The following is a 13,768-nucleotide window of genomic DNA, read 5'->3' as shown; positions in this document are numbered from 1 at the left end:
GATATTTTTTGCCACCGAGGTGGCTGATATCGTCTTGTGAGTGCCCACACAGATTGTCTGATAAATTGTTAAAGAGCAGTGAGTTACGCGCTTTCGCTTGCTAACTCGAGGGGCATATATTACGCTTTCCTCATTCAGTGTCAACCGTTTATTTCATTCGGTTGCCGCTGTTTTTAATCTTTCCGACCCGGTCACTTCGTGATGTTGTTCACGTTGCTCCCTGTCGATGGAGCGGCATTATAGGGAGTTCTCAGCAGGCCGCAAGGGCTAATTTCACTTTTCTTTTCAACCGCCCATAAATTCACCAAATGAATTAATAACGAGCAAAGAATGCATAAAAAACGGGCTCCGGAGTACTCCGGAGCCCGTTTTAGTTTCTCGAAAAGCTAATTACTGTCTTGCGACGATGTGATCATTTTCCACATCAACAGTAATCGGCTTGCCTGGAATCAGCTTGCCCGACAAGATTTGCTGAGCCAGCGGGTTCTCAATCTCCTGCTGGATGGCACGTTTCAACGGACGCGCACCATAAACCGGATCGAACCCGGTATTGCCCAGCAGCTCCAGAGCCGCATCAGTCAGCGTTGCCGAGTAGCCATGTTCTTCCAGACGTTTATATAAACGTTCCAGCTGAATCTTAGCGATATTTTTAATATGCGCATGACCCAGCGGATGGAACACGACAACTTCATCTATACGGTTGATGAATTCCGGACGGAAGCTGTGTGTGACCACTTCCATGACCGAATTTTTCATCTGTTCATAACTGGCCTCACCAAAGTGCTGCTGAATAATGTCAGAACCCAGGTTAGAGGTCATGATGACCACCGTATTGCGGAAGTCGACCGTTCTGCCCTGCCCGTCGGTTAAGCGACCATCATCGAGCACCTGTAATAAGATGTTGAACACATCCGGGTGCGCCTTCTCTACTTCATCTAATAAGATGACAGAATAAGGGCGACGACGAACCGCTTCGGTCAGATAGCCACCTTCTTCATAACCAACATAACCCGGAGGCGCACCGACCAGACGTGAAACGGAGTGTTTCTCCATAAACTCTGACATATCGATGCGGACCATTGCGTCATCACTGTTAAACAGGAATGTCGCCAGCGCCTTACAAAGCTCTGTTTTACCCACACCCGTCGGACCGAGGAACAGGAATGACCCGATCGGACGGTTTGGATCTGACAATCCTGCACGGCTACGACGAATCGCATTCGATACCGCTTCTACCGCTTCGTTCTGACCAATCACGCGGTTGTGCAGTTCTTCTTCCATACGCAGCAGTTTTTCACGTTCGCTTTCCAGCATGCGTGCCACCGGAATGCCGGTCCAGCGCGCCAGCACGTCGGCAATTTCCACATCGGTTACGCGGTTGCGTAACAGCTTCATGGTTTTACCTTCTGCCTGAGTCGCGGCTGCCAGTTGTTTTTCCAGTTCAGGGATTTTCCCGTACTGCAATTCTGACATGCGACCAAGGTCGCCCACGCGGCGGGCCTGCTCAAGCGTAATCTTCGCCTGCTCCAGTTCTGCTTTAATATTCTGCGTGCCGGTCAGGGAAGCTTTCTCTGCTTTCCACTCTTCTTCCAGCTCAGAATATTCACGCTCTTTCTGGCTGAGCTCGGTTTCCAGCATCTCCAGACGTTTCACACTGGCGTCATCAGATTCTTTCTTCAGCGCCTGTTGTTCCAGTTTGAGCTGGATAATGCGACGCTCGAGGCGATCCAAAGACTCCGGTTTAGAGTCCATCTGCATACGAATACTCGATGCCGCCTCATCTATAAGGTCGATCGCTTTATCCGGCAGCTGACGATCCGAGATATAACGGTGCGACAACGTTGCCGCCGCCACGATAGCCGGGTCAGTAATCTGGACGTGGTGATGCAGCTCGTAGCGTTCTTTCAAACCACGCAAAATCGCGATGGTGTCTTCAACAGAAGGCTCGGCAACAAACACTTTCTGGAAACGACGCTCTAACGCCGCATCCTTCTCTATAAACTGACGATATTCATTTAATGTCGTCGCACCCACGCAGTGAAGTTCGCCACGCGCCAAAGCCGGTTTCAACATATTCCCGGCATCCATCGCGCCATCGGCTTTACCCGCACCGACCATAGTGTGCAATTCGTCGATAAACAGAATGACGTTGCCTTCCTGTTTAGCCAGGTCGCTCAGCAGCCCTTTCAGACGTTCTTCAAATTCACCGCGATATTTAGCACCGGCCACCAGCGCGCCCATATCTAATGAAAGCACGCGTTTATTTTTCAGGCCTTCCGGTACTTCACCATTAATGATGCGCTGGGCCAGACCTTCCGCAATCGCGGTTTTACCGACACCAGGCTCACCAATCAGCACCGGGTTATTTTTGGTACGACGTTGCAGAACCTGAATGGTCCGGCGAATTTCTTCATCACGACCGATGACCGGATCCAATTTGCCCTGTTCGGCACGCTCGGTCAGATCAATAGTGAATTTTTTCAATGCCTGACGTTGGTCTTCGGCATTCTGGTCATCCACTTTCTCACCTCCACGCATTTGATCGATAGCCGCAGTAATTTTCTCGGCCGTTGCACCACAGGCTTTTAACACGTCGGTTAATGAGCCCCGGTCTTTCATCACTGCCAGAACAAACAGTTCTGAAGAGATAAAGGTATCGGCACGTTGCTGTGCCAATTTGTCGCAAAGATTTAAAACACGGACCAGTTCATTAGATGGTTGAACATCACCACCGGTACCTTCAACTTGCGGCAAACGCCCCAAAGCCTGATCAACGTCCGTGCGCAGTTTCTGGGTATCTACCCCAGCCGCGGTTAATAAAGGACGAACGGTCCCGCCTTCCTGAGTCAGCAAAGCGCTCATCAGGTGAACAGGTTCGATAAATTGATTGTCGCGCCCGAGCGCGAGTGACTGAGCATCCGCGAGGGCAAGCTGGAATTTGCTGGTAAGACGATCCAGACGCATAACACCTCCAATACTGAACAAAATTGCTACTGGAGATTAGATGAGGTCAACCCTCACGTTTTCAAGGTTATCTTGACAGTATATTCGGAGGACTACTGTTATGCGCGATGGATCGTCTTGATTCGATAGGTTATATCAGCCAAATTAAACTTGCCAGCCGTCCGGTCACCCCGTCACGCCGGTAAGAGTAAAATTTGTTGCTGTCGGTCACAGTGCAATACTCGCCGCCATAAAAAGCGGTAATACCGGCGGCCTGTAAACGCAATCTGGCTAACTGGTATATGTCGGCCATAAATTTGGTGCCCACGGGGATAAAAGCAACGGATGCATCCCTGTTCACCGCCATAAAGGCTTCGCGAACTTCCCCGCCGACTTCAAAATGCGCAGGGCCGATTGCCGGTCCCATCCACGCCATGATATCGGCGGGAGCGGCATCAAAACACGCAACCGTCTTTTCCAACACGCCCGCGCATAATCCCCGCCAGCCCGCATGCGCCGCTGCCACTTCATCGCCGCTTTTACTGCAAAACAGTACCGGCAGGCAGTCGGCTGTCATTGCTGCACAGACAACAGACGACTCGCGGGTATAAGCCGCATCGGCAATCAGGGGGGGAATAGCGGGAGTTTGCGATGATAAATGAGCTACGTCAGTGCCATGAACCTGTTCCAGCCAGTGTGGCGCAGCGGGCAGATCGCCCAGTTCGATTAAACGCTGACGGTTTAAAGCAACATGTTCAGGAGAATCCCCGACGTGGCTGCCGAGGTTTAGCGCGCCGTAAGGAGGCAAACTGACGCCTCCTTCGCGGGTTGTTGCACATGACCGCACCGATGCCGGTTGCGGCCACTGAGGCTGAATAAGCGCGCTCATTACCAGTTCATCTGGTCCTTGAACTCTTCGGTATCCGCTTTAAGCGCCTTGATCAGGTCAACCATATCCTGAGGAAGTGGCGCATGCCATTCCATCTGAATACCGGTTACCGGATGATAAAGACGCAACATGGTCGCGTGAAGAGCCTGACGATCAAAACCGCGCAGCATATTGATAAATTCTTCGGAAGCGCCCTTCGGCAGACGTGGACGGCCACCATAAAGCTGATCGCCCAACAAAGGATGGTTGATGTGTGCCATATGGACACGGATCTGGTGTGTACGGCCAGATTCCAGACGCAGACGCAAACGCGTATGGGCACGGAAATGCTCCATAATGCGATAGTGCGTGGTCGCCGGTTTGCCCGTCGGGTGAACCGCCATGTGCGTACGCTTGGTGGAATGGCGCGCAATCGGCTCATTCACTGTGCCGCCTGCCGTCATTGTACCAATAGCGACAGCTTCATATTCGCGGGTAATATCGCGAGCCTGAAGTGCGGTCACCAGATGCGTTTGCGCGGGAACTGACTTCGCGACGACCATCAGACCCGTGGTATCTTTATCGAGACGGTGAACGATGCCGCAGCGCGGAACATCAATGATTGCCGGGTAGTAATGTAGCAAGGCATTCAGTACCGTGCCATCAGGATTACCGGCGCCCGGATGAACAACCAGATCGCGGGGTTTATTGATGACTAAAATATCGTTATCTTCATAAACGATATCTAAAGGGATATCTTGTGGCAGCCAACGCGCTTCTTCTTCAATTTGCGCATCGATTGCGATAGCCTCGCCACCCAACACTTTTTCTTTTGGTTTTGTCACTTTTTTGCCATTGACCGTGACCCTGTCATCAAGGATCCAATCTTTTATGCGGGATCTTGAATAATCAGGGAACAATTCGGCCAAAGCCTGATCTAACCGTTGACCGAGTTGAGATTCGGCCACCGTTGCGGTGAGTTGTACTTGTTGTGCCATATGCAGCTTCTTGGTTAACGTTGGGTTTTCACGGCGATGCCGTTTAAAATAATGTGCTATTGTAGCTGGTCTTTGTCGGGAGCTTAACGGACAGTCTCCCAGAATAACACCTGAGGATAATCAAAACGTCATGACGCGTGTGAAATATCTGGTGGCAGCAGCCACGTTGAGCCTGGCGCTGGTCGGTTGCTCCAGTTCCAAAGAAACGGTTCCCGATAACCCGCCTAACGTCCTTTATGCCACTGCCCAGCAAAAGCTGCAGGACGGTAACTTTAAAGGCGCGATTGCGCAATTAGAAGCGCTGGATAACCGCTATCCGTTTGGGCCTTACTCGCAGCAAGTTCAGTTAGATCTGATTTATGCCTATTACAAGTCTGCTGACTTGCCTATGGCTCAGGCTTCTATTGATCGCTTTATGCGTCTGAACCCTACCCATCCAAACATCGACTACGTCATGTATATGCGTGGTTTAACGGATATGGCGTTGGATGACAGTGCGCTGCAAGGATTCTTCGGTGTTGATCGTTCAGACCGTGATCCGCAGCATGCACGTGCAGCATTCCGCGATTTCAGCCAGCTGATCCACACGTATCCAAACAGCCAGTACGCCACTGACGCGACTAAACGTTTGGTATTCCTGAAAGATCGTTTGGCGAAATACGAGCTGTCAGTGGTGCAATACTACACTAAACGCGGTGCTTACGTCGCTGTTGTTAACCGTGTTGAGCAAATGCTGAAAGATTACCCGGATACGAAAGCGACGCATGACGCGCTGCCGTTGATGGAAAGTGCCTATCGTGAACTGCAGCTGAACAACCAGGCTGATAAAGTGGCGAAAATTATTGCGGCCAATAACGCAGCATAATTTTAAAAAGTCCGCACACACAAACGGTAGCTCAGGCTGCCGTTTTTTTTGGCTTTGATTCAGGGAAAGTCAGAGAAAAGTGAACGTGATGAGAGAAAAGACAGGCTGAAAACCGCAGAAAATAATGCACTGATCCCATCAATCATGCCCGCTCCTGAGCGAAGTCTCAAGGCCTTTCCCGCCATTAATTACCCTGCGTCACATAAACTTCAAAGTTGACAAAAAGTGACAAAAAACCGTGGTTTTGGGCAGGCAATTCATAAAAAAGGCTGGTATGTTGGATTCATCGGAGACGGAAATAAGAGAGGTAAGTCATATGACAGTCAACATTACCAGTAAACAAATGGACATCACCGCCGCTATTCGTGAACACATCGAAGGCCGTCTGAAAAAACTGGATAAATGGCAAACTCAGCTCATTAACCCGCACATAATCCTGTCGAAAGAACCTCAGGGATTTGTCGCCGATGCGACCATCAGTACACCAAACGGAAAACTGGTTGCCAGTGCTACGCACGATGATATGTACGCTGCGATTAACGAAATGACCAGCAAACTTGAGCGCCAGCTCAATAAAGCGCAGCATAAGGGTGAAGCCCGCCGTGCAGAGTCCGGCGTCAAAGAACTCAATCTGGAACCGGTGCAGGAAGATGAGGAATAACCGGCTTATCGGAAAGGCAGTTCACAACGCGCTCACAGGAGCGCGTTTTTTGTGTCCTGAGGGAATCTTATTGACACAGGGAAAACCCAGCGGTTACTTTAAGACTCTGCTCAAACTTATGGAAACAACGCATACATGAACGCCCGTCTGTTTTTCTTCGCATTCTTTTTTACCTTCCCCTGATTGGGAGGCGTTTCGTCGCGAAAGAATGAATGCGAAGACGAACAACAAAGCCTCCTGAAAAGGGGGCTTTTTTTATGCCTGCGTTTTATACATTTTGCTGAAAGAAAGAACATCTAAAAGGGTAATAACATGACCGAGAACTCATTACTGGCTCTGCGTGAACGCATCAGCGCATTAGACCTGAAACTGCTGGCTCTGCTGGCAGAGCGACGCACGATGGCCATTGAAGTCGCGCAATCTAAAATGCACTCTCACCGCCCTATCCGCGACAAAGAACGTGAAATTGAACTGATTAACGCACTGATTCAGGAAGGAAAAAAGCAGGGGCTGGACGGTCATTACATTACCCGCGTTTATCAGTTGATCATTGAAGATTCTGTTCTGACCCAGCAGGCTCTCCTCCAGCAACACCTGAATAAAACCCCTTCCGATTCCGCCCGTATCGCCTTCCTCGGCCCGAAAGGTTCCTATTCACATCTTGCTGCACGCCAGTTTGCCGCACGTCATTTCGAACAGTTTATCGAATGTGGCTGCCAGAAATTCCAGGATATTTTCTCTCAGGTTGAAACCGGTCAGGCCGACTACGCCGTATTGCCCATTGAAAATACCAGTTCCGGCTCAATCAATGACGTCTACGACCTGCTGCAACACACCAGCCTGTCGATTGTTGGCGAGCTGACTAATCCTATCAATCATTGCGTGCTGGTCGCGACAGACACTGATTTGTCCCAGATTCAGACGGTTTACAGCCACCCGCAGCCTTTCCAGCAATGCAGCCAGTTCATCAACCGTTTCCCTCACTGGAAGATTGAATATTGCGAAAGCACTGCGGCGGCGATGGAGAAAGTGGCAGCCGCCAATTCTCCGCATGTGGCGGCGCTCGGCAGCGAAGCCGGTGGTGCGCTGTATAAACTGCAGGTGCTGGAACATAATCTGGCGAACCAGCAGGAAAACATCACCCGCTTTATTATTCTGGCGCGCAAAGCGATTGAAGTGACGGATCAGGTTCCGGCCAAAACCACACTGATTATGGCGACCGGCCAGCAGGCAGGGGCGCTGGTAAATGCGCTTCTGGTGCTGCGTGAGCAGGGCATCATCATGACCAAACTGGAGTCCCGGCCGATTAACGGCAATCCGTGGGAAGAGATGTTTTATATCGATGTGCAGGCCAACCTGCGCTCAGAAGAGATGAAAAAGGCGCTGAAGGATCTGGCCCCGATCACCCGCTCTCTGAAAGTTCTCGGCTGTTATCCAAGCGAAAACGTCGTCTCTGTTGATTTGTAATTTCACAAACAATCTGTAATTTCCCGCAAACAAAAAGGGCGCTGCACACAATGGCAGCGCCCTTTTTCATTTGCGGACAACTTACTTACGGTTGTCGTTAGCCTGTCTTAGCAACGCACCACTTTCTTTCAGGAAGCGCGGCGCATAATCGCCAAACCAGTGCTCAACTTTTCTAAATTTATCGATAAAGGCCTGTTTATCGCCGCTTTCCAGCAGAGCAAGCGCATCTCCAAAACGCTGGTAATAACGTTTGATCAACGCAAGATTACTTTCTGACGACATAATAATGTCAGCATAAAGCTGCGGATCCTGCGCAAACAGTCGACCGACCATCGCCAGTTCGAGGCGGTAAATCGGGGAAGACAACGCCAGTAACTGCTCGATTTGCACGTTCTCTTCAGACAAATGCAAACCATACGCAAAGGTCGCGAAGTGGCGCAGCGCCTGAATGAACGCCATATTCTGGTCATGCTCAACGGCGCTGATTTTATGCAACCGTGCGCCCCAGACCTGCAACTGCTCGAGCAGCCACTGATACGCCTGCGGTTCACGGCCATCGCAGTACACCACAACCTGTTTTGCCAGGCTGCTGACATCCGGGCCAAACATCGGATGCAGGCCGAGAACCGGGCCTTCATGCACTGCCAGCATCGCCTGGAGGGGACGGTTTTTCACCGACGCCAGATCCACCAGAATACAGTCGTCAGGCAACTTAGGCAGACGGGCAATCACTTCTTCGGTCAGGTGAATTGGCACGCTGACAATCACCATTCCGGCATCGGCAAGCAATGTTTCTGCCTGCGGCCAGTCTTCCTGTTCCAGCACTTTCACCTGGTAACCGGAAAGCTCCAGCAAACGGGTGAACAAACGCCCCATCTGCCCGTTGCCACCGATAATCACCACCGGACGCAATGCCGGATGCAGCGTTTTGAAGCCTTTGTCGTTTTCGCTTGAGTAGGACTCACGCATCACGCGGCGCAATACGTCTTCAATCAGATCCGGCGGAACACCGAGGTTTTGCGCTTCCTGACGACGTGAAGCCAGCATTGCCGCTTCCCGTTCAGGCACATAAATCGGCAAACCGTAACGGCTTTTCACTTCTCCGACTTCAGCCACCAGCGCAAGACGCCGTGATAAGAGATCTAACAACGCTTTATCAACGTCGTCGATCTGATCGCGCAACGCGTTAAGTTCTGCCACCATAAAAACTTACTCTCCTGCGATTCGTGCCGCCAGCGCATCGCCCAGTTCCTGATGCATCTTACGCAGCAGGTCTTCAGTCGTTTCCCAGTTAATACATGCATCCGTAACAGACACGCCGTATTTCATTTCTGAACGAGGTTGTTCAGAAGACTGGCTGCCTTCGTTCAGATGACTTTCCAGCATCAGCCCCGTGATAGAACGGTTACCGGCTTTAATCTGATCGATGACGGACTGAGCCACAACAGGCTGGCGACGATAGTCTTTGTTTGAGTTACCGTGACTGCAATCTATCATCAAGGAAGGACGGAGTCCCGCGCCGGTCATCTGTTTTTCGCACGCCTGAACGTCCTGCTCGCTGTAATTCGGGGTTTTACCACCGCGCAGAATCACATGCCCGTCCGGGTTGCCCTGAGTCTGCAACAGACAAACCTGACCGGCCTGATTGATGCCCACAAAACGGTGCGCCATTTCTGCAGCACGCATCGCATTGATTGCCGTGCCCAGGCTGCCGTCAGTGCCGTTTTTGAAACCCACCGGCATTGAAAGGCCAGACGCCATTTCGCGGTGAGTCTGAGATTCGGTAGTACGCGCGCCGATTGCTGACCAGCTGAACAGATCGCCTAAGTATTGCGGACTGTTCGGATCCAGCGCTTCTGTTGCCAGCGGTAAGCCCATGCCAACCAGTTGCAGCAACAAATCACGGGCAATGTGCAGCCCCGCTTCCACATCAAACGTACCGTCCATGTGCGGATCGTTAATCAACCCTTTCCAGCCGACCGTGGTACGCGGTTTTTCAAAGTAAACACGCATCACGATGTACAAACGGTCGCTCAGCTCAGCAGCCAGTGTTTTCAGGTGACGCGCGTAATCGAGCGCCGCATCAACGTCATGAATAGAACAAGGGCCACACACCACCAGAAGACGAGGATCACGACCATGGACAATATCGGCGATGGTTTTACGTGCTTCAGAAATACTGTTTTCGTCGCTGACGCTCAATGGAAAACGGTTTTTCAGCTCTTCAGGAGTGATAAGGATTTGTTCAGCAGTGATGTGAACATTATTCAGGGCGTCTTTTTGCATGATCGTGTTCCGCTATAAGGAAAATGGGCTGCCACGGTGGCATCTGCGGACAACATTAACACAGCGCGTAAAGTTATCAAGCCTTACTTGTAAACTTAACATTACCAATTTGGCATAGGCATGCACTATATGGAAAGTTAACTTTACATATAGTTGATCTCATACCAAGAGGGTGTACCGTAATTGTTACATACGGGTTAACAGACAAAGTTATGGGGATTCAGGGCAAGGTGAAGGTGTGATGAGGCAGGAAATGCCCTCAGCAACAGGGTGCTGCTGAGGAAACGAAATTTAAAGGTTACGATCCAGAGTAATAAATACCTGCCCTAAAGCAGTCACTTCATCCACGCCACACTCGAAATGGCTTTCCTGACGCGTCACGCTCAGGCGGTTACCGGGAATGCGGGCCACATCATACACATCCAGATCACCATCGATATCCAGCAACCAGCGGCCATTGCCCGGATGTGTGCTGCCCAGATCGATAATCCAGGAATGATGACCTTTCACGACATAAGCCGGCTGAGTCAGCGAGCCATCCAGCAGCGAGGGATCAACAGACCAGACACCTTCTTCTTCCAGCGCACCGCCGCGTAATCTCAACTTTTTAAGCTGGCGGATGTCACCGGACGCTGCCGCGCCGGAAAGAGCCGAATCCTGCATATTGCCTTTACCTGTCGCCAGCCAGCGTAATGAGACACCGGTGTCCAGCGCACACGCCACGACCACATCGCCGGGAAAATAATCTCTTCTTACCCAGGTACTTATCGTTCCAGATGACAAACCGTACAGATCCCCCAGTTCCTTCTGCATGCTAAAGCCGTAAGCCTGAAGCATACGCGTCAGAACAGCTTTTCCACCTTCAAGTTCATCTAATTGCATCTGGCGAAAACCCCTGAATCTGTAAATATCATCTTGACAACTCGCAAATGCAAGTTTAGATTGATTATGTAATGTACCGACAGACGACCATGATACCAAATTTACGGCGCCGTGGAGAAATAAGGAGACGCGATGTTTTTAGGAACAGAGCAGCAGCGCCAGACCGGACTGCGCCATATCGCTCATCTGAAAGAAATCTATTTCTCTCAGACTAAAAATCCGGTTGAGGTTATTTTTGATCAGGCCAGTGAAAAGTGGAAACTCACATTATGTTTTCATGCCGGTCTTAAACGCCACCATACCTTACTGACATATTCACAATTAAATGATGAGGACAAAATGAAAATAACGCAGGCCTTATTATCACTTCGCCATTTCACGGCGATATTTAAAGGAGAACTTTACTGATGGCAGACTGGATAGATGAATCACAGGAATATCAGCTAAAAATTCTCGAGGCACAAATTACACAGGCAACACGTACGCAGCCTGCACCATCAGCCTTCTTCTGTTTGGATTGCGATACTCCCATTGCACAGCTACGCAGAAAAATCATTCCCGGTGTACAGCGATGCATTGAGTGCCAGGAAATAGAGGAAATTAAAAGAAAGAATTATCGCCCCGTATAAACCCTCAAATTAACATTGTTTAAATTTGCCGCCATGCTGGAAATAAAATTATTTCCGGAAGGAATTCTGTATTCTTATTATCGGAAAACGTTTATGCCAGAGAATATATTCACCCGAGGTTCTCCATCGCCATTACCGGTTTTTAACAGAACTTCCGGGCCATCTTTCACGGGCAAGTGGTGGTGGAATGCCCCGCGCCCTGCGCTTAGCAGTCCACTCCAGAAGCCTCTAACCCGTGATTTCTGTCTGCGCCAGCAAACCGCCTTATCCCTGCTGACGACGCTGCCCCGCTGTCTGCGTGCGCCGTTACACCAGCGGTATACTTTTTTGCTGGAAACCAGGGGAGTTCGTGCGGCGGTTAATTTCCTGATGACCGTTTTTACGCAACGTTTGTGGCCGCGTATTCAGCAGGTTAATGCACGGAATACATTGAATCGTCAGATCTCGCAAAAGCTGCTCCCGGAAGAAGAAATTTTTAACCGTCTGCCTGACCTTACTGATGACAGTCTGAGAAGACTGGCCAGTAAGCTTGCTGTGCATATGCAAGATGCCTATGAATATCACTGCGAACGCTGGCTGCAAAGCCGCCCTGATAACCCTGACATATTGTTGCAGGACTGCACGCAGCGCGACATTTACGGGCATATTGCGGTGATGACTCTGTCGTGCCGCGTACACCCCCTTTACTGGCAGGCGTGGAAAAAAGGCCGCTTGACCGCGCATTCTGCCGTCGCCAGCATTTCACGGCTGGTTAGCGGCGAATGGTGGGAAAAACAGTTACGTTCAAAACAGCGTTTATGGCGCGAAGCCCTGATGATTTCCTGTGGTTATGTCAGCCGCGCAACGTCACCTTACGCCAGCAAAAATGCCATCCGTGATGTGGGGTCACGCCGCTTATCCGCCATTAATTACCTGAAGCACTGCCAGCTCGAAAATGTCGAATCCGGCGAGACTCTGAGCCTGCTGGATACCGTGTTAGCCAGCATTTCTAATCCTAAACTTCGCCGTATGGAACTGATGACGCTGATCGCCGGTGTCGAAGATGTCGCTGACCAGCAGCTCGATTGCGGGCTGTTTATCACCCTGACCACGCCTTCAAAATATCACCCGCTGAAAACTACCGGTGCAGGATCCTCACCTCTTTTTAATAAGAAATGGGATAAGCACGCTTTTACTCCCAAAGATGCGCAGCGTTATCTGGTCGCCGTCTGGGCAAAAATCCGCACCACCTTTAAAGACCGGAACCTCAAAGTATACGGCGTGCGTGTCGTCGAACCGCATCACGATGGTACGCCGCACTGGCACATGATGTTGTTCACGCCACCGGAACAGCAGCAGAAAGTGACAGAGGTTATGCGCCGATATGCTCTGGAAGAAGAAGCCGATGAACCGGGCGCTGCGGGATCACGTTTCAATTGCAAGCCGCTCAACCGTGGCGGTGCAGCCGGATATATCGCGAAATACGTCGCGAAAAATATCGATGGCTACGCACTGGATGGCGAAACAGATTTTGACTCCGGACGCTTACTGACGGATGTCGCCACTGCGGTGACTTCCTGGGCATCGACGTGGCGGATCCCGCAGTTTCACGCGATTGGCATCCCGTCTGTAGGTGCCTGGCGGGAATGCAGACGGATCAGGCATCAGAGCCTGAGCAGCCGTTTTGATGCTCGGGTTGAGGACGTCCGCAGCAGCGCCGACGAAGGGGATTTTGCCGGTTATATTCGGGCGCAGGGCGGCATCCATATTCCGCGAAAAGAGCAAACCGTTCGCATAGCCCGCCAGCTCACTGGGGAAACAAATGCCTTCGGTGAGCCCCGTAACAAAGTCGTCGGCATTTACGCCCCGCACCTTGGGACTTCGCTTATTTTCCTGACACACACTGAACAGTGGCGGATTGTCCGTCAGCGGCCTTCTTTAGCAGAAATACCGGTGACTCGCCTGCCTTGGAGTTCTGTCAATAACTGTGGATCGCCCGATATCCGGCAAAGTGACTAATCCATTCAAAAACCGGACCAATAAAAATTCATGCATAAATTCAAGGAATTATAATTTTTAAAATGCCCTGAGTGTTGACGTATTAGAACAATTAAAGAATACTGTATATAAACACAGTATCTGGCGAGGGGAGAAAATGGAAAACCTGACTAAACAACAGCTAACGTTGTC

General features: G+C 50.7%; 12 protein-coding genes and 1 other annotated feature. Of the genes, 6 read left to right on the top strand and 6 right to left on the bottom strand.

Features of this window, described 5'->3' with window-relative positions; genetic code table 11:
* Positions 1 to 390 precede the first annotated feature (390 nt).
* The 3 genes from clpB to rluD form a co-directional block, all read right to left on the bottom strand.
* On the bottom strand, positions 391 to 2,964 hold the full coding sequence (gene clpB / locus D6C13_RS19340; RefSeq protein WP_120134292.1) for an ATP-dependent chaperone ClpB: 2,574 nt from the start codon (positions 2,962 to 2,964) through the stop codon (positions 391 to 393).
* Between the two features lie 130 nt (positions 2,965 to 3,094).
* On the bottom strand, positions 3,095 to 3,832 hold the full coding sequence (gene yfiH, locus D6C13_RS19335) for a purine nucleoside phosphorylase YfiH (RefSeq protein ID WP_120134291.1): 738 nt from the start codon (positions 3,830 to 3,832) through the stop codon (positions 3,095 to 3,097).
* Complete coding sequence (gene rluD / locus D6C13_RS19330) at positions 3,832 to 4,809, bottom strand: 23S rRNA pseudouridine(1911/1915/1917) synthase RluD (RefSeq protein ID WP_120134290.1); 978 nt, start codon at positions 4,807 to 4,809, stop codon at positions 3,832 to 3,834. Before rluD ends, yfiH begins: the two co-directional genes overlap by 1 nt.
* A gap of 130 nt (positions 4,810 to 4,939) precedes the next feature.
* Here rluD and bamD point away from each other — a divergent pair, with 130 nt between their 5' ends.
* The 3 genes from bamD (at position 4,940) to pheA (ending at position 7,802) form a co-directional block, all read left to right on the top strand.
* Positions 4,940 to 5,674, top strand: a complete 735-nt coding sequence (gene bamD / locus D6C13_RS19320; protein ID WP_112290596.1) for an outer membrane protein assembly factor BamD — start codon at positions 4,940 to 4,942, stop codon at positions 5,672 to 5,674.
* 316 nt (positions 5,675 to 5,990) lie between these two features.
* Positions 5,991 to 6,335: a ribosome-associated translation inhibitor RaiA gene (gene raiA / locus D6C13_RS19315; protein WP_120134289.1), complete on the top strand. Its 345-nt coding sequence runs from the start codon at positions 5,991 to 5,993 to the stop codon at positions 6,333 to 6,335.
* Between the two features lie 134 nt (positions 6,336 to 6,469).
* Positions 6,470 to 6,594, top strand: a sequence feature (Phe leader region).
* Between the two features lie 53 nt (positions 6,595 to 6,647).
* Positions 6,648 to 7,802, top strand: coding sequence for a bifunctional chorismate mutase/prephenate dehydratase (gene pheA / locus D6C13_RS19310; protein ID WP_120134288.1), 1,155 nt, complete (start codon positions 6,648 to 6,650; stop codon positions 7,800 to 7,802).
* Between the two features lie 81 nt (positions 7,803 to 7,883).
* On the opposite strand, the gene tyrA is transcribed toward pheA, so the two are convergent.
* The 3 genes from tyrA to D6C13_RS19295 all read right to left on the bottom strand — a co-directional run bounded on the left by tyrA (position 7,884) and on the right by D6C13_RS19295 (position 10,970).
* Positions 7,884 to 9,005: a bifunctional chorismate mutase/prephenate dehydrogenase gene (gene tyrA / locus D6C13_RS19305; RefSeq protein WP_112290601.1), complete on the bottom strand. Its 1,122-nt coding sequence runs from the start codon at positions 9,003 to 9,005 to the stop codon at positions 7,884 to 7,886.
* A gap of 6 nt (positions 9,006 to 9,011) precedes the next feature.
* Entirely contained in the window at positions 9,012 to 10,088 is a 1,077-nt protein-coding gene (locus D6C13_RS19300) for a 3-deoxy-7-phosphoheptulonate synthase (RefSeq protein ID WP_120134287.1), read from the bottom strand.
* A 291-nt stretch (positions 10,089 to 10,379) separates the two neighbouring features.
* Entirely contained in the window at positions 10,380 to 10,970 is a 591-nt protein-coding gene (locus D6C13_RS19295; protein WP_120134286.1) for a phage repressor protein CI, read from the bottom strand.
* A 132-nt stretch (positions 10,971 to 11,102) separates the two neighbouring features.
* On the opposite strand from D6C13_RS19295, the gene D6C13_RS19290 reads away from it, so the two are divergent.
* The 3 genes from D6C13_RS19290 to D6C13_RS19280 all read left to right on the top strand — a co-directional run bounded on the left by D6C13_RS19290 (position 11,103) and on the right by D6C13_RS19280 (position 13,597).
* A complete protein-coding gene (locus tag D6C13_RS19290; RefSeq protein ID WP_120134285.1) occupies positions 11,103 to 11,378 on the top strand; it encodes a DUF5347 family protein in 276 nt (91 codons plus the stop codon).
* A complete protein-coding gene (locus D6C13_RS19285; protein ID WP_120134284.1) occupies positions 11,378 to 11,599 on the top strand; it encodes a TraR/DksA C4-type zinc finger protein in 222 nt (73 codons plus the stop codon). Before D6C13_RS19290 ends, D6C13_RS19285 begins: the two co-directional genes overlap by 1 nt.
* 93 nt (positions 11,600 to 11,692) lie before the next feature.
* The gene (locus D6C13_RS19280; RefSeq protein WP_120134298.1) at positions 11,693 to 13,597 is read left to right on the top strand and encodes a replication endonuclease; all 1,905 of its coding nucleotides are present in this window, start codon (positions 11,693 to 11,695) and stop codon (positions 13,595 to 13,597) included.
* The last annotated feature ends 171 nt before the right edge of the window (positions 13,598 to 13,768 follow it).

Source organism: Rahnella woolbedingensis (assembly GCF_003602095.1).
Classification (GTDB): domain Bacteria; phylum Pseudomonadota; class Gammaproteobacteria; order Enterobacterales; family Enterobacteriaceae; genus Rahnella; species Rahnella woolbedingensis.
The sequence above is the reverse complement of the archived record's forward strand: the minus strand, read 5'-3'. Positions and strand labels throughout refer to the sequence as shown.

Excerpts from the sequence above, each read along its gene's own strand:
- clpB (WP_120134292.1), bottom strand. The coding sequence starts at position 2,964 with ATGCGTCTGGATCGTCTTACCAGCAAATTCCAGCTTGCCCTCGCGGAT.
- yfiH (WP_120134291.1), bottom strand. The coding sequence starts at position 3,832 with ATGAGCGCGCTTATTCAGCCTCAGTGGCCGCAACCGGCATCGGTGCGG.
- rluD (WP_120134290.1), bottom strand. The coding sequence starts at position 4,809 with ATGGCACAACAAGTACAACTCACCGCAACGGTGGCCGAATCTCAACTC.
- bamD (WP_112290596.1), top strand. The coding sequence starts at position 4,940 with ATGACGCGTGTGAAATATCTGGTGGCAGCAGCCACGTTGAGCCTGGCG.
- raiA (WP_120134289.1), top strand. The coding sequence starts at position 5,991 with ATGACAGTCAACATTACCAGTAAACAAATGGACATCACCGCCGCTATT.
- pheA (WP_120134288.1), top strand. The coding sequence starts at position 6,648 with ATGACCGAGAACTCATTACTGGCTCTGCGTGAACGCATCAGCGCATTA.
- tyrA (WP_112290601.1), bottom strand. The coding sequence starts at position 9,005 with ATGGTGGCAGAACTTAACGCGTTGCGCGATCAGATCGACGACGTTGAT.
- D6C13_RS19300 (WP_120134287.1), bottom strand. The coding sequence starts at position 10,088 with ATGCAAAAAGACGCCCTGAATAATGTTCACATCACTGCTGAACAAATC.
- D6C13_RS19295 (WP_120134286.1), bottom strand. The coding sequence starts at position 10,970 with ATGCAATTAGATGAACTTGAAGGTGGAAAAGCTGTTCTGACGCGTATG.
- D6C13_RS19290 (WP_120134285.1), top strand. The coding sequence starts at position 11,103 with ATGTTTTTAGGAACAGAGCAGCAGCGCCAGACCGGACTGCGCCATATC.
- D6C13_RS19285 (WP_120134284.1), top strand. The coding sequence starts at position 11,378 with ATGGCAGACTGGATAGATGAATCACAGGAATATCAGCTAAAAATTCTC.
- D6C13_RS19280 (WP_120134298.1), top strand. The coding sequence starts at position 11,693 with ATGCCAGAGAATATATTCACCCGAGGTTCTCCATCGCCATTACCGGTT.